The sequence below is a fragment of the Sorangium sp. So ce726 genome, from assembly GCF_051521405.1.
GTDB lineage: Bacteria > Myxococcota_A > Polyangia > Polyangiales > Polyangiaceae > Sorangium.
Window position 1 is genome coordinate 1,302,082 of the sequence record NZ_CP150349.1, and the last position, 16,224, is coordinate 1,318,305.

At 71.3% G+C, this 16,224-nt stretch carries 9 protein-coding genes; 8 read left to right on the top strand and 1 reads right to left on the bottom strand.

The window, feature by feature from the left end; translation table 11 throughout:
* Positions 1–495, bottom strand: coding sequence for a hypothetical protein (locus tag WME79_RS04825; protein ID WP_437532517.1), 495 nt, complete (start codon positions 493–495; stop codon positions 1–3).
* A 455-nt stretch (positions 496–950) separates the two neighbouring features.
* Here WME79_RS04825 and WME79_RS04830 point away from each other — a divergent pair, with 455 nt between their 5' ends.
* The 8 genes from WME79_RS04830 to WME79_RS04865 all read left to right on the top strand — a co-directional run bounded on the left by WME79_RS04830 (position 951) and on the right by WME79_RS04865 (position 15,988).
* Complete coding sequence (locus WME79_RS04830; protein WP_437532520.1) at positions 951–2,855, top strand: hybrid sensor histidine kinase/response regulator; 1,905 nt, start codon at positions 951–953, stop codon at positions 2,853–2,855.
* A 178-nt stretch (positions 2,856–3,033) separates the two neighbouring features.
* On the top strand, positions 3,034–3,738 hold the full coding sequence (locus WME79_RS04835) for a DNA-directed RNA polymerase (RefSeq protein WP_437532523.1): 705 nt from the start codon (positions 3,034–3,036) through the stop codon (positions 3,736–3,738).
* A 78-nt stretch (positions 3,739–3,816) separates the two neighbouring features.
* Positions 3,817–6,411 (top strand): ATP-binding protein, encoded by a 2,595-nt coding sequence (locus WME79_RS04840; RefSeq protein ID WP_437532525.1) that lies wholly within the window; start codon positions 3,817–3,819, stop codon positions 6,409–6,411.
* Between the two features lie 118 nt (positions 6,412–6,529).
* Positions 6,530–8,281: a protein kinase domain-containing protein gene (locus WME79_RS04845; RefSeq protein WP_437532528.1), complete on the top strand. Its 1,752-nt coding sequence runs from the start codon at positions 6,530–6,532 to the stop codon at positions 8,279–8,281.
* A 555-nt stretch (positions 8,282–8,836) separates the two neighbouring features.
* Entirely contained in the window at positions 8,837–11,287 is a 2,451-nt protein-coding gene (locus tag WME79_RS04850; RefSeq protein ID WP_437532530.1) for a sodium-translocating pyrophosphatase, read from the top strand.
* Positions 11,288–11,440: 153 nt separating this feature from the next.
* A complete protein-coding gene (locus WME79_RS04855) occupies positions 11,441–11,644 on the top strand; it encodes a hypothetical protein (protein ID WP_437532533.1) in 204 nt (67 codons plus the stop codon).
* A gap of 241 nt (positions 11,645–11,885) precedes the next feature.
* Positions 11,886–14,327, top strand: coding sequence for an alkaline phosphatase PhoX (locus WME79_RS04860; RefSeq protein WP_437532536.1), 2,442 nt, complete (start codon positions 11,886–11,888; stop codon positions 14,325–14,327).
* A gap of 8 nt (positions 14,328–14,335) precedes the next feature.
* Positions 14,336–15,988: a hypothetical protein gene (locus tag WME79_RS04865; protein ID WP_437532539.1), complete on the top strand. Its 1,653-nt coding sequence runs from the start codon at positions 14,336–14,338 to the stop codon at positions 15,986–15,988.
* The last annotated feature ends 236 nt before the right edge of the window (positions 15,989–16,224 follow it).

The window sequence follows — 16,224 nt, forward strand, 5'->3', positions numbered from 1 at the left end:
TCATGTCCGGCGGAGGTCCTCGCGCAGGGCGTCGAGCGACGCCCGGAACGCGGCTTCGCTCACCGCGTCGCCCGACGCCGCGGTCAGGAGCTCTGCGAACATCTGCCAGGCTTCCCGGATGTCACATACCCTGTGCGGATAACGCTGGCGGGCAATGAGCGTGAGCCCTGTCACGACGCTGCGAACCATCGCCGCCTGGAACCCCGAGCCCTCGAAGACGACCGCTGAACACCTGATGGTTGCGCTCGCCTCCGCGAGGAAACTCGCGATCGCCCTGCGCGCGGGCGCCGGCGGCAACGACGCCCCGCTCTCGACGAGGGTGAGCAGCCCTATGCCGCGCGGGTGCTTCTTCGCGAACTCCGCGCACGCGTCCCTCAGGTGGCGCGCGCCGTCCTCGGTCGTCTCGCGGCGCCAGATGACACAGAAGATCTGGTGCCAGGAAGCCAGGACGTAGTCCGGTTGTCTGGTGACCAGGTGCCAGGGGTCAGGATGCATGATCGTGCTCGTTCTGGAGCGGTCGCGGCGGGGATGCTCGCGGCGGCCTCAGCGTACACCGGCCAGGATACACCGGCGTTTCTTCGCCCGCGACACGCACGCACACCAACTCGAGCGTGAGCCACCGGGCGTCGGCAACGGATCGGCGCCGCGCGCTCCCGGAGCTGATTGGCAAGATCAACCCGGTGCCCTCGAGGTCGGGTGGCTCGCACTGGACACGTTCGATGGCTCCACAATCGATGAGTCCGTCTTTGCACTCTCGAACCGCTCCAGCGGGTAGCGGCTGCCCTGCGCGGCCGCCAGCGGGCGCCCTCGAGGCCGGCTCATAGGGCCATTGCTGTGCTCGTCACTCGCCGCTGCCGGCCGCCACGATGACGGCTCGCGGACGCGGAGAGCAGGACAGGAAGGGAGAGCATGGCATGGCGAACGTGTAACCATGCTGTAGGCTGTGCCGCATGGATCCGACGGGGCTCGGCGCCGATCTGCAATTCCGCATGCTGGTCGAAGGCGTGAAGGACTACGCCATCTTCATGCTGGACACCGAGGGGCGCGTGATCACGTGGAACGCCGGCGCCGAGCAGATCAAAGGATACTCCGCGCAAGAGGTGATCGGCTCGCACTTCTCGCGCTTCTATCCGGCCGAGGCGATCGAGCGGAGCTGGCCACAGACAGAGCTCGCCGAAGCGCGGCGCGTAGGCCGCTTCGAGGACGAAGGCTGGCGCGTGCGCAAGGACGGCTCGATGTTCTGGGCGAACGTCATCATCACGGCCCTCTACGGCCCCGACGGTGAGCTGCGCGGCTTCGCCAAGATCACGCGCGATCTGACCGAGCGCAAGCGCCAGGAAGAGTCGCTGCGGCAGAGCGAGGAGCGCTTCCGCATGCTGGTCGAAGGCGTGAAGGATTACGCCATCTTCATGCTCGACCCCGAGGGCCGGGTGGCCACGTGGAACGCCGGCGCGGAGCGGATCAAGGGATACTCCGCGCAAGAGGTGATCGGCACGCACTTCTCGCGCTTCTATCCGGCCGAGGCGATCGAGCGCGGCCGGCCAGAGATGGTGCTCGCCAGCGCGCGGCGCGAAGGCAGCTTCGAGGACGAGGGCTGGCGCGTGCGCAAGGACGGCTCGGCGTTCTGGGCGAGCGTCCTCGTCACGGCCATCCACGGCCCGAGCGGCGAGCTTCGCGGCTTCTCCAAGATCACGCGCGACCTGAGCGAGCGAAAGCGCCTCGAACAGATGGAGTTCAACGCGCGCCAGATGGAGGAATTCGTGGCGATGCTGGCGCACGAGCTGCGCAATCCGCTGGCGCCGATCGCCAACGCGACCAGCGTCCTCCAGCTCGAAGGCAAGGACAACGCCCAGGTCGTCTGGGCGGCCGGCCTGATGGAACGGCAGGTCGGTCAGCTCGTGCGGCTCGTCGACGACCTGCTCGACGTGAGCCGCATCACGCGCGGCAAGATCGCCCTGGAGTCCAAGCGCGTCGATCTCGCCGACGTCGTGACGCGCGCGGCGGAAGCGTCCCGGACCTGGATCGACGCGCGCGAGCAGGCCCTCGAGGTGCAGCTGCCCGCCGAGCCGCCCGCCGTCGTCCAGGGCGACCTGGCGCGGCTCACCCAGGTGGTGAGCAACCTGCTGCACAACGCGGCGAAGTTCACGCCGCCGCGCGGCTCGATCCGGATCACCCTGGAGGCGGACGACGCGCACGCGACGCTCCGTATCCGCGATAACGGTGTGGGGATATCGCCAGAGCTGTTGCCGCAGGTGTTCGACCTGTTCACGCAGGGGGATCGCAGCCTCGATCGCGCCGAGGGCGGGCTGGGCCTCGGATTGACGATCGTGCGCCGGCTGGTCGAGCTGCACGGCGGGACGGTCCAGGCGCTCAGCGAGGGGTCCGGCCGCGGCAGCGAGTTCATCGTGCGATTGCCGCGGCAGACGCGCCCTCTCGCGCCGTCGACGGTGGGCGCGCCCGCAACGCAAGCCGGACGCAAGCTGCGCGTCCTCGTCGTCGACGACAACCGCGACTCGGCCGAGAGCATGGCGCTGCTGCTGAAGCGCATGGGCAACGACGTGCACGCCGTGTTCGACGGTCCTTCAGCGCTCGAGCTCGCGGCGCAGCTCCAGCCGGACGTGGTGCTGCTCGATATCGGCATGCCGGGCATGACAGGGTATGACGTCGCGCGCGCGCTGCGTCGCATTCCGGGCCTCGCGGGCCTATCGCTGTTCGCGATGACCGGATACGGCCAGGAAGCGGACCGCCGCAGGACCCGGGAAGCCGGGTTTGACGTGCACCTGGTCAAGCCGATCCGCACGGACGTGCTGAAACAGCACCTGGCGAACATCGCCGATCGTCCGGGAGCTGGCTGAGCGCCTCCTCCCGTCACGCGCCCCCGAGGCGGCGGCGACTCCGCCGTGGCGTCGCCAGGCACCCTCGCGGCGAGCGGCTCGCTGGCCCGCTGTAAGCTGCGCCCGGCCGCCGCGTTGCGAAGAGAAGAATGAGGTGCGCCGCGGCGATCTCGCCGAGGCCTCCTCCACGAGGGCTTCCATGCCGTTCTCTGTCCACACGACCCACGCCGCGGCGCGCCGGCGCCTGTCCACGCCGTCCGCCCCGCTCTTCCTGGCGCTCCTTGCGCTCCTCCTCCTGGGCTGCGGCCCCCGCCTTGTCCCGTTCACGCACGAGCTCCGGGTGCAGCACGATCTGAGCGACAGCGACGTGAAGAACCTCCAATTTTACGTTTCGCACCAGATCGCGCTGCGCCGCGAGCTCACGGCCGAGAGCTCGCAGGTGACGAGCAGCCACAAGCTCCTGCTCGTCTCCGGAAAGGTCATCGAGGAGGTCGTCGTCGAGGAGCGCACGCCCGGCGTCGTGGTCGCCGCTCGCGGCGGCGCCCTGTCGGTGAGCTTCGAGCCCGGCGCGTCGCTCACGTTCTCCGCGGGCCCCGAGCGCTTCGAACCCGCGCCGTCCGCGCCGCCCGCGCCGTCATTCCCGGGCTTCGCGACCCCGCCCGATCCGTTCCCCGGCAACGCGGAGCCGCTCCTCGCCAGCCCGAGCGCGGCCGGCGACGGCAGCGGCCCCGGCGGCAACTACTGGCTCGCGGCCGGGCCGGGCCGCGAGATCCGTTACCAGGGCAAGGTGTTCTCGGCGATCGAGGACAGCCTGCGGGCGCACCTCCTGATCGACGCCGACGCGCTCGAAGAGGTCGTCGAGCGCCGCACCGTCCTCCCGGGCGTGCGCCTCCCCGGCCGCTGACGCGCGGAGGCGCGCCCCGTCGCGGGCCGGGGCGCCGTTGCGAGGGCGCGCGCCCTGCGCTTCCATGCCGCCCGCCTCGTGACCACGCCGCCGCCGCCCCCGCCCGCCGCGCTCCGCGCCCCGCGCGTTCGCGCAGAGCTCGTCGCGACCGGCTGGGAGCTGTTCTCGGCGCTCCTGTTCCTCTCCGCCGTCGTCCCCGCCGCCCTCACCACGCCGTGGCCGGCGATCCTCCTGCTCACTTCCCTGGCCGCCTCGGCCGCGCTCTCGGGCGCGCTCACCCGCCGCGGCGACCGCGGCGTCGCCGTCGCCGCGGCGATCCGCACCCTCTCGTGGCCGCTCGCGGTCTTGCCGCTCGCGTTACGAGGCGCCCCGACCGCGCCCCCCTCCTGGCCAGGGCCGCTCGGGATCGGCCGCGCGACGCCGCCGTCGTGGCTCGGCCTCCTGGTGACCGCGGTCGCCTTCGGCATCATGGCGGGCGGCATGCGCCGCGCGATCTACCGCGCCCTGCTCCGCGAAGGCGCCGTCGAGGGCGGCGCCGGAGACGCCGCCTCGGCGCGCGCCCTCGCCGCGGCGCTCCGGCCGAGGCTCGCGGAGTCGGCGGCGACCGCGGGCATCGTCGGCGGGCACGTCATGCTGCTCTTCTGCGTCGCGTTCCTCCGCACCCAGAGCCAGGTCGTGTTCCAGGCGTGGTTCGAGGTCGTCCCCCTCCTCGCCCTCTCCGGCACCCTCGGCTTCACGCTGGCCGTGCGCCCCGCCACGCGCCCGATCGTGGCCGCCCTCGCGGCCGGCCCTTCCGGCGACCGCGCCCTGCTCGGCCGCGGCCTCGCCCGCGCCGAGCGGCTCCCCGATGTGCTCGCCTCCTTGAACTTCGCGCTGTGGCTCGGGTGCACCGCGATCGGCATGGCCTACGTGCGCGTCGGCGCCACCTCCAGCGTCGCCGACGCGCTCATGCAGCTCGGCTTCGGCGCCCTCTTCGCCTTCGGCGTCTCGTTCTACCAGCGCGCCTGGCACAAGGACTCGGTTGCCCGCGCGGTGGACCTCCTGCGCGCCTGGACGGGCGCGCCCGAGCACGGCGGCGCGCCCCCGACGCCCCTCCGGCGGCGCATGCTGCGCGACTTCGGGCTGCCCCTCCTGTTCACGGGGCTCCTCTCGCTCTTCTCCTCGATCGGCCTCTACCGCGCGCTCGCCACGGGCTCGTCGTTCGACGAGGACTTCAACGCCATCGCCGCGCTCTTCGCCTCGCTGTCCCTCCTCGTCCTCGCCGCCCTCGGCGTCGTCGCGCGGGCGGCGCGCGAGCTCTCCCGGCCGATGGCGCGGCTCGCCCGCGCCGCCGACGAGGTCGCGCGCGGCGAGCTCGACGCCGCCGTGCCGCGGCTGTCAGGGCCGAAGGAAGTCGTGGGCCTCGGCGAGAGCGTCGAGCGCATGCGGCAGGCGCTGTCCCGGACGATCGCCGAGCTCGAGGCCGAGCGCGCCGGCCTCGAGGAGAACGTCGCCGCGCGCACCGCCGAGCTGACGCGCGCCCTGTCCGAGCTGAAGCGGACGCAGGCCGCGCTCATCCAGGGCGAGCGGCTCGCCTCCATCGGCGAGCTCGTGGCCGGCGTGGCGCACGAGATCTACAACCCGCTGAACGCCATCGCCGGCGCCGCCCAGCCGATCGAGGAGCGCGCCGCGGAGCTCCGCGCCGTCCTCGACGCGTACCGCGAGGCGGAGCGCGATCTCCCGGGCGACCGCCGCCGCGCGCTCGAGGCGCTCCGCGAGCGGCTCCAGACCGAGGCGGCGCTCGACGATCTCGTCGGCATCTCGACCCTCGTCCACCGCGCGGTCGAGCGCAGCGTCCGCATCGTCACGAACCTGAAGAGCTTCTCGCGCGTCTCGGGGGAGCCGCTGCCGGTCGACCTGCACGCGGGGCTCGAGGAGACGCTGCTCCTGCTCGGCCCGCGGCTCCGGCAGGCGCGCATCGAGGTGATCAGGCGCTATGGCGAGCTGCCGCCCGTCACCTGCCGGGGCGGCGAGATCAACCAGGTGTTCATGAACCTGCTCGTCAACGCCATCCAGGCGCTAGAGGCGCCGCCGGCGCCCGCCGCGCCGGCAGAGGAGGGGGCCTCCGGCGGCGGCGCGGCGCCGCGCGCGCCCGGCGAGCCGGCGATCTGCATCGAGACCTGGGTCGACGAGGACATGGCGGCCGTCGCGATCTCGGACAGCGGGCCGGGCGTCCCGCCGGACCTCGCCCAGCGCATCTTCGATCCGTTCTTCACAACGAAGCCGCGAGGGCAGGGGACCGGCCTCGGGCTGTCCATCTCGACCGAGATCGTCCGGCGGCACGGCGGCACGCTCGCCCTCGCGCCAGAACCAGAACCAAAAGAAGAAGACGACGACAGCCGCGGCGGACACCCGCGCCGCGGAGCGCCGGCCTCGGTCCACGGCGCGCGCTTCGTCTGTCGCCTACCCCTCGATCCTCGCCCGGCGAGCGCCCGTCCGCAAGGCGATGCCCCTCCTCCCGTACGGCCGTCCGCGGAGGCCACCCCGCCCGAACGGCCGTCCGCGGAGGCGAGCCCGCCCGCTCGGCCTATCGTGCGGCGTGACGAGACGAGCGCGTCATCGGCGCCGGTCTCCCACCCCACCTCCACACGGAGCTCACACGAGATTCATCGCAACCCTACCGCGGGCCCGTAGACCAGCTGTTTCAAACCGGATACGTTCAGCGAGCGATCCGACTCACCGCACAGCGCAATAGGGCCCTGAGAGACGAGAACGGCTCTTCTGGGGAGCGCTGAGGAGAAACGAAGGCACCATGGAGCGCGCGATTCAGCGACCGGCAGGTCCCAAGGCTTCGAGCACCGATCCGTTGATCGGCAAGGTCGTGGCCGGCAGGTACCGGCTTGAGGCACGGCTTGGCGAAGGCGGCATGGGCGTCGTTTATCGCGCCCGCCACGTGCTGATCGACCGGGTCGTCGCCCTGAAGCTCATCCGGCCCGATCTCCGCGGAGAGACGCACCTCCGCGCGTGGATGCTGCGCGAGGCGCGCGCGGCAAACCGCGTTGATCACGCCCACATCATCGATATCCACGACATCGGCGAGACCGAGGAGGGCGAGCTCTATCTCGTCATGGAATACCTCGTCGGCACGCCGCTCTCGGCGGAGCTCGCGCGCGGCCCGATGCCGATCGCGCGATCGGTGGACATCCTCGAGCAGATGTGCGCGGCTCTCGCGCGCGCCCACGACCTCGGCGTCGTGCACCGCGACCTGAAGAGCGACAACATCCTGCTCACCCACCGCGGCGGCCGGAAGGATTTCGTCAAGATCCTCGACTTCGGCCTCGCCGCCATCGCGCGCGACCCGCGCCTCGCCCCGAAGGGCGCGGTCTTCGGGACGCCCGAGTACATGTCGCCCGAGCAGGCGCGCGGCGAGGAGGCGACGGCGCAGTCCGACCTCTACGCGCTCGGCGTGCTCTTCTTCGAGATGCTGACCGGGCAGCTCCCGTTCCGCGCGAACGACCGCGACACGCTCCTCGAGATGCAGCGGACCCACGCGCCGCCGCGGCCCCGCTCGATCCGCCCCGACGCGCACGCGCAGGGCGAGGCGATCGTGCTGCGCCTGCTCGAGAAGGACATCCGCAAGCGCTACCGCGACGCCCACCACCTCCAGGAGGAGCTGAAGGCGCTCCAGCGCGGGCTCCCGGCCCACGCGTGGGAGGTCGAGGGGAGCGACGGCGTGCCGGTGCCGCCGCCGCCGCCGCCGCCGCAGAGCGCTGGCGTCATCGAGTGGGCCAGCCGGGCGGCCCTGTTCTCGCGCATGGTCTCCCGCGCCTACCCGTCCGGGCAGGTGCCGCAGGAGGTCCAGAACGGCCTTGCGCAGGCCTGGGACCTCGCCGCGCGCGCCAACAAGCTCGAGGGCGAGGTCGCGAGCCTCACCCGCAAGCTCGAGGCGCTCGAGCGCCGCGGCCGCGCGCTGCGCGCCGAGATCGGCCGCAAGGTCGAGGAGCTCGCGCACGAGGAGTCGCGCGTGATGCGCGAGGCGATGGCCGACGGCGAGGACGTCGAGAAGGTCCGCGTCGAGCTCGCCGCCGCCGAGAAGCTCGCGCTGTCCGCGCGCCAGCTGGCGGACGGGGCGGTCCGCCAGGGCAACCACGATCCGCTCGTCTACGAGCGCGCGGGCGCGGCCGGCGCGACCGCGCAGGCGAAGCGCGAGCAGCTCGGGCGTTACGAGCACAAGAAGAACACGCGCGAGGCGAACGCGCGCGACCTGCGCCGCCAGATCGACGAGCTCCGCGCCCAGCTCGCCCGCTACGCCGAGGCCCTGGAGGAGGATCTGGCGCAGGGGCGCGAGCGCGTCGCGGCGCGCACGCGCGAGGGGCTCGCCTACGAGAAGTCGTTCAGCGAGGCCTCGAACCTGCTGCTGAGCCACCTCCGCAACAAGCCGGAGTGTCGGGATCTCGTGGCGGAGCTCCTCACGTCCCACGCCAGCCCTGGCGCGGACTCGGGCTCGGATCAGCGGCTCTCCGGCTCGGATCGCCGGCTGAACAACGCGACCGAGCGCAACTGAACACCGTCGAGCGCAGCTGAACACGACCGGTCACAGCGGAACGCGGCCTTGGGCAGCTGAACAGGGCCGAGCACAGCTGAACACGATCGAGCGCAGCTGAAAGCGTCCGAGCGCAGCTGAATGCGACCGGACGCGACAGCGTGCGACAGCGTTCGGTCGTGAGTGCTCGTTTCTTCTCCCACCATCGTACGTAATCTCCCACCATCGTACGTAATCTCCCTACGTGATCTCCTGACGTCGCGCTGCTGACAGGCCTTCTCGTCGTGGGCGCGCATCGCGCCCTCTCGACGGCGTCTCTGGTGCATGGTAGCTAGCGCGCGCCTCGGGGGTCCGGTCACGGTGGAGGCATGCCTGGCAGCTCTGGGCACTCCGACACCCTCCGGTCGTCGAGGGACGAGGCTGTGCTGAAGCGTCGGCGTTAGAGCAAGAGCCCCTCCGGCAGCGCGCCGGTCCCCTTCCCCTTTACGCAGGCGGCCAACCCCTCGGAACCACGAAGCAGCAGGCGGCGATGGCGCCGTCCTCTGCCTCGGATTTTGCGATGGAGGCACACCGTCCATGAACGTTCTCCGGTCCCACAAGGCCTGGCTCGCACCGATGCTGGCCGGGCTCGCTGCGCTTGCCCTGCTGCTCAGCGGCGGGCTCGCCAGCGCCAGTGAATCCGATCTGATCCTCCCCGACCTAGGCACCCAGTCCTTCGGTGGCATCGACGGTCGCACGCTCCTCATGGGCGGCATCGGCGTCTGCGCGCTCGGGTTCGTGTTCGGGCTCGTCACCTTCTCGCAGCTGAACAAGCTGCCGGTGCACCGCGCGATGCGGGAGATCTCGGAGCTCATCTACGAGACCTGCAAGACGTACCTGGTCACGCAGTTCAAATTCATCCTGATGCTCGAGATCCTGATCGGCGCGGTCATGGTTCTCTACTTCGGCGTGCTGCGTCACATGGATGCCGCGAAGGTCGTGGTCATCCTGCTGGCCAGCCTGGTCGGCATCGCCGGCAGCTGCGGCGTCGCCTGGTTCGGCATGCGCATCAACACGTTCGCGAACTCGCGCGCCGCGTTCGCGAGCCTCAAGGGCAAGCCGTTCCCCACGTACGCGATCCCGCTCAAGGCCGGGATGAGCATCGGCGCGGTCCTCATCAGCACCGAGCTCATGCTCATGCTGATGATCCTGCTCTTCATCCCCGCCGACTACGCTGGCCCGTGCTTCATCGGCTTCGCCATCGGCGAGTCGCTCGGGGCCTCCGCGCTCCGCATCGCGGGCGGTATCTTCACGAAGATCGCCGACATCGGCTCGGACCTCATGAAGATCGTCTTCAACATCAAGGAAGACGACGCGCGCAATCCGGGCGTCATCGCCGACTGCACCGGCGACAACGCCGGCGACTCGGTCGGCCCGAGCGCCGACGGCTTCGAGACCTACGGCGTGACCGGCGTCGCGCTCATCTCGTTCATCCTCCTCGCGGTCTCCGACCACGCCGTCCAGGTCCAGCTGCTCGTCTGGATCTTCGTGATGCGCATCGTGATGGTCCTCGCGAGCATCGGCTCGTACCTCCTCAACGAGGCGATCGCGAAGGCGTCCTACGGCGACGCCGACAAGATGAACTTCGAGGCGCCCCTGACCCGCCTCGTCTGGCTGACCTCCATCGTGTCGGTCGCGCTCACCTACGCCGTGTCGGCGTTCATGATCCCGAACCTCGGCGGCGACACGACGCTCTGGTGGAAGCTCTCGTCGATCATCACCTGCGGCACGCTGGCGGGCGCCATCATCCCGGAGATGATCAAGATCTTCACCTCGACCGAGTCGCGCCACGTCCGTGAGGTCGTGACCGCGTCGCGCGAGGGCGGCCCCTCGCTGAACGTCCTGTCGGGCCTGACCGCAGGCAACTTCAGCGCGTACTGGATGGGCCTCGTCCTGGTCGCGCTGATGGGCATCTCGTCCTACTTCGCCGCCCAGGGGCTCGGGCAGCTCATGATCGCCGAGAGCGTCTTCGCCTTCGGCCTCGTGGCGTTCGGCTTCCTCGGCATGGGCCCGGTGACCATCGCTGTCGACTCTTACGGCCCGGTGACCGACAACGCGCAGTCGGTCTACGAGCTCTCGCTCATCGAGAACGTCCCGAACGTCGAGGCCGAGCTGAAGAAGGACTTCGGCTTCACCCCGAACTTCGACAAGGCGAAGCACTACCTCGAGGAGAACGACGGCGCGGGCAACACCTTCAAGGCGACGGCCAAGCCGGTGCTCATCGGGACGGCGGTCGTCGGCGCGACGACGCTCATCTTCTCGATCATCGTCGTGCTCACGAACAAGCTGACGACGAACGTGGACAAGCTCTCGCTGCTCCACCCGCCGTTCCTGCTCGGCCTCGTGACGGGCGGCGCGATCATCTACTGGTTCACGGGCGCGTCGACCCAGGCGGTCTCGACCGGCGCCTACCGCGCGGTCGAGTTCATCAAGGCGAACATCCGCCTCGAAGGCGTGGAGAAGGCCTCGATCACCGACAGCAAGAAGGTGGTCGAGATCTGCACCCAGTACGCGCAGCGGGGGATGTTCAACATCTTCCTCGGCGTCTTCTTCTCGACGCTCGCCTTCGCCTGCCTCGAGCCGTTCTTCTTCATCGGCTACCTCATCAGCATCGCGCTCTTCGGGCTCTATCAGGCGATCTTCATGGCGAACGCCGGCGGCGCCTGGGACAACGCGAAGAAGCTCGTCGAGGTGGAGCTGAAGGAGAAGGGCACGCCGCTCCACGCGGCGACGGTCGTCGGCGACACCGTGGGCGACCCCTTCAAGGACACCTCGTCCGTCGCGATGAACCCCATCATCAAGTTCACGACGCTGTTCGGCCTCCTCGCGGTCGAGCTGGCGATCGAGATCGACCGCGGGACGAGCCTCGTGCTCGCGGGCATCTTCTTCGTGCTCTCGATGGTGTTCGTGTACCGCTCCTTCTACGGGATGCGGATCAAGTCGGACGAGAAGGCGACCGACGCTGCCGGCGCTCGCGCCACGGCCTGAGCCGGGCGTCTCCTCTCGCGCTCGGCGCTCCCCGCGCCCTGGCGCTCCCCTCTCTCACGCGCTGACCTCCCCCGCCGCCCGACGCCGCTCCGCGGTCGACGGCGCGCAGGGGAGGGCCTTGCGCCCTGCGTGCCCGCACTATAGTGACCCTTCATGCGAGCGCTCTGCCCCACCTGCGGCCTCCATCACGAGGTAGTCCGGGTCCTCGAAGACGGACACGGCGAGCAGCGCAAGGACGTCTATCAGGTAGAGCCGCTCCTCGGCTGCGAGCGCACCTGGATCTCGGACAGGGATCTGCTCGAGGCGCGCGCGCGCTTCGGTCAAGACGTCGTCGTGCCCGACGAGGATGACGAGTAGCGCAGCGACGACGGCCGCGCGTTCATGACGGCTGTGCGGTCATGAAGAGCAACGCGGCTCCGCTGGTCCTCTGAGGGCATCTTCGCCGTGGCCCCGGCCCGTGGCCGCCTGTCGTGTGGGGCTCATGACACGCCTGATCGCGGGTCAGGGGATCTCTGACAACAACTCGTCGCGTGAGGGGCATTGGGGCGCCACCGTCGCCAGGCATCGTCTGCGGCCATTACCCGGCGGAGACGAGGAAATGATGACGAGGCGGACCCTGAGGACGGCGTTGCTTCTGGTGCTCGCAGGCGGCCTTGCCGCGATCGGGAGCGGTTGCGGCGAGGATGGCGCGAAGGGCGCGCCCGGCGCGCCCGGTGAACAGGGCGCACCGGGCAAGGACGGCGCGAACGGGGACCAAGGGGAGCCCGGGGAGCAGGGGGAGCCCGGGGACCAAGGGGAGCCCGGGGAGCAGGGGGAGCCCGGAGCGCCCGGTGAGCCCGGAGCGCCCGGGGAGCCGGGGGCGCCCGGTGAGCCCGGAGCGCCCGGTGAGCCCGGAGCGCCCGGTGAGCCCGGAGCGCCAGGGGAGCCCGGGGCGCCCGGCGAGGACGCGCCGGTGTGGAGCACCGCCGCGAACCTCGGGGACTACGTGAGAGAGCGCGTCGCGCTGTTCGCCACGGGCAACTTGCCCGAGGGCGAGCAGTTCCCGCTCCGCGCGGCCGCGACCGACACCATCCGGGCGCTCGCCGGCGTGCGCTCCGATATCGTGGTGACCTGGCTCGATCCGCTGACCTTCAGCACCGCGCCGGACGCGCCCCGCTTCGGCGCCAACAACGATTACACCGCGTTCTTCGGCGAAGGGTGGGCCGCCACCGCGGGCGACGCGCCGCAGTGGAACGGCTCCGCCACCGCCGGGTGGCTCTGGGTCAACCACGAGTACGTCTCCGGACGAAGCCCGACGGCGAGCTCCGCGCCGACCGGGCAGCACCTCACGCTGGCCCGGCACCTGCGCAAGCTCGGTGTCCTCACGAACGACGTCGAGTCGAACGTCTGGTCGCAGGCGGACGTCGACACCTATATCCGCTGGGAAAAGAAGGAGGTCGGCGGCTCCTGGCTCCGGACCGTGCAGGACCCGGCGACGGGCGCGTGGTCGATCGACCGGAGCGGGAGCGCCGTCCGCTACGACGCGACGAGCAAGACGCTGAGCCGCCTCGCGGGGCACGAGCTCTCGAGTCCGGGCCACGACGACACGACCGGCGCGGCGCTCGCGGGCGGGCTCGTGGCCGGCATCATGGGCGACTGCGCCGGCGGGCAGACGCCGTGGGGCACGGTGATCACCGCCGAGGAGAACGTGCAGGACTACTACGGTGATCTCGAGGCGAACTGGTCGGGGGATCAGCGGTTCCTCACCGGCCGGGGCTTCGACCCGGGCGCGCCGGTGAGCCCGGTCTTCGAGGCGAGCACCAGCGCGGAGTTCGGGCGCATCTCCGATCCGAACGGGCGGCAGCCGCGCGACCATTACGGCTACCTCACCGAGATCGACCCGGGGCAGCCCGCGGGCGAGTACGACGGCAAGACGCAGCCGGGCACGGGCCACAAGAAGTTCGGCTTCATGGGCCGCGCCCGCTGGGAGGCCGCGACGTTCGCGGTCGACGACGCGTGGAGGCTCGTGCCCGGTCGGCCGATCGTGGTCTACGGGACCGACGATCGCCGCGGCGGCCGCATCTACAAGTACGTGACCAGCGGCACGTACACGGCCGGGATGACGCGCGCGGCGATCCGCGCGCTGCTCGACGAGGGCAAGCTCTACGCGGCGCACATGGCCGGGCTCGACAACACGACCGGCAACACGCTGGTCGCGACCCACGCGGCCCCGACCGAGGCGGCCCCGGGCACGGGGCAGTGGATCGAGATCTCCGTCGACAGCGCTGCCATCGCGCCGAACGCGGCCGCGCTCGGCGATGCGACCAAGACCGTCGGCGACGCGCTGCGCGACGTGACCTGGAACCGGATCGGCGGCTTCCAGACCGATTACGACGTCTGGCGCGCGCTGTTCACGGTGAGCAACAAGGTCGGGATCATGGAGCTGAACCGGCCCGAAGACATCGAGTGGAACCCGCGCGACCCGAGCGGCACGCCGCGCCTCTATGTGGCGTTCACGAACCACACGGGGCAGACGTCGCTCAATCAGGACGGCGCGGTGTACGATCCGGCGACCCACGCGACCCAGTCTCCGAAGCGCGCGGACGCCGTGGGCTCGATCTTCGCCCTGGAGGAGTCCGACGCCGCGAACCCGGGCGCGTCGACCGAGTTCCTTTACTTCGAGGTGTGGCACGGCTCGAAGGGGCAGGGCGACTTCGACGCTTCCTGCCCGGACAACCTGCTCCTCGACCGCAATGGCGGCGTGTGGTTCGGCACCGACGGCAACTTCGGCGTGGCCGCCCACGCGGACGCCTTCTACTACCTCGATCTCGACCCCGCCCACCGCGCGGGCCAGCCGGGCGTCACCCAGCCGAGCTTCGGCAAGGCGTTCCGCGTCGTTGGGCTGCCGAGCGACGCGGAGGCGACCGGCCCGTCGTTCACGCCCGACATGGGCACGATCTTCTTGTCGGTGCAGCACCCCGGCGAGAACGCCTACAGCACCTGGCCGAAGGGCGACGCCTCCCTGTCGAGCGTGATCGCGGTCACCTTCCTGCCCGAGTGATCGCCGCCATGCCCGCCCGCCGCGCGCGCCTGCTGTCCGCGCCCCTGGCCTTCGCGGCGGTGTCCGCCGTCCTCGCCGCGGGCGCGCGCTGCGGCGGGGGCGGCTACGACCCGCTCGCCACCGCGGCCGCGCGCGCCGGGCACGCGGGCAACCCCGAGGCGTCGATCCCGCCGATGTGTTACGCGACCACGGCCAGCGGCGCGAACGGCTGCTGGACGTGTCACACGATCGGGATCGGCCCGAACACGCTCGCTGATCACGAGCTCCAGCGCGACTACAGCTTCTCGGACGCGGCCCGGAAGAACCCCTGGACGAACCTGCTCGAGGACCTCTCGGCCGCCGCCGCCCGGACGAGCGACGCGGAGATCCTCGAGTACATCCGGGAGGACAACTACGCGCCGCTGCGCGAGGCGCTCGCCGCGCGCCGGGATTACCCGGGCTACGTGCCGGATCTCGACCTCGGCGCCGGGCTCGACGAGGAGGGCTTCGCGCGCGACGGGAGCGGCTTCCGCGCGGTCCGCTACAAGCCGTTTCCCGGCAGCTTCTGGCCCACGAACGGCAGCGCCGGCGACGTGTTCCTCCGGCTGCCGGCCGCGTTCCGCGAGGACGCCTCGGGCGCGCCGTCGCGCGAGGTGTACAAGCTGAACCTCGCGCTGCTCGAGGCGGCGATCGCGTCGCCGTCGCCGCTGCCGAGGGAGGGCGCGGCCGGGCCTGCGGGGGCGGCCGCCGGGCGGGAGGTGGAGCCGGTGAGCGAGCTCCTCGCCGGCTTCGATCTCGACGGCGACGGCGCGCTCGAGCCCGCGGTGACGCGCGTCGTCCGCCTGCCCGCGCGGTACGCCGGCGGGGCGGCCGGCGTACCGGTGCGGGCGTGGCTCTACCCGCGTGGGGCGGAGCTCCTGCACTCGGTGCGGTACCTCGACCCGGATCGCCCGGCGCTGCTCGCCGCGCGGATGAAGGAGCTGCGCTACGCGCGCAAGGTCGACGAGCCGGACGACTGGGCGATCGCGCGCGCGTACGAGCGCGAGGCGGAAGAGAAGGCGGAGGGGCAGCCGCCGTTCCACCCGGGCGGGCCCGAGGTCGGCCTGCGCAACGCGTTCGGCTGGCAGATCCAGGCGTTCATCGAGGACGAGCAGGGCCGGCTGCGGCTGCAGACCGCGGAGGAGCACCGGGCGTGCATGGGCTGCCACGGCGCGGTGGGGGTGACGGTGGACCACACCTTCTCGCTGGCGCGCAAGGTGCCTGGCGCCGCCGGCTGGCGGCACCAGGACCTGCGCGGCATGCCCGACGTGCCGCAGGCCGGCCACGCGGAGCCGGAGGTGCTGACCTACCTGCGCCGCGCCCACGGCGCCGACGACTACCGCGGGAACGCGGAGATGCTCGCCCGCTTCTTCCCGGGCGGCGCGCTCGATGAGGCCGAGGTGCGGCGCGGCGCGCCCGGCGGCGACCGCGATCTCGCGTACCTCGTGGCGCCGTCGCGCGAGCGGGCCCTCCTGCTGGACAAGGCCTACCGCGCCCTGGTCCGGATGCAGCGCTTCGAGGCGGGGCGGGATGTGGCGCTCGGGCCCGCGACAGGGATCCTGCGCGTCGTGGAGGGCGAGTCGACGGGCCTTGGAGAGGCGCAGCGCGTGTACCTCGACGGGCGGGCGCACCTCGCCTGGTGAGGCCTGGGGCGCGCGCGAAGGGGGCGGAGCGACGCGCGGCGGGAAGAAGAAAAACCGCCAAGGCGCCAAGGCGCCAAGGCGCAAAAAAGAGAGAAAAATGAGTGAGCGCTGATGGGCGCACGGCGACGGCCGAAGCACGGAAATGTGCTGTCCGTCGAAGACGACGCCCGGAGCTGGGAGAGGTTCTATCTCTCTCCCTTGCGTCTTTGCGCCTTTGCGCCTTTGCGTTTTTTTCT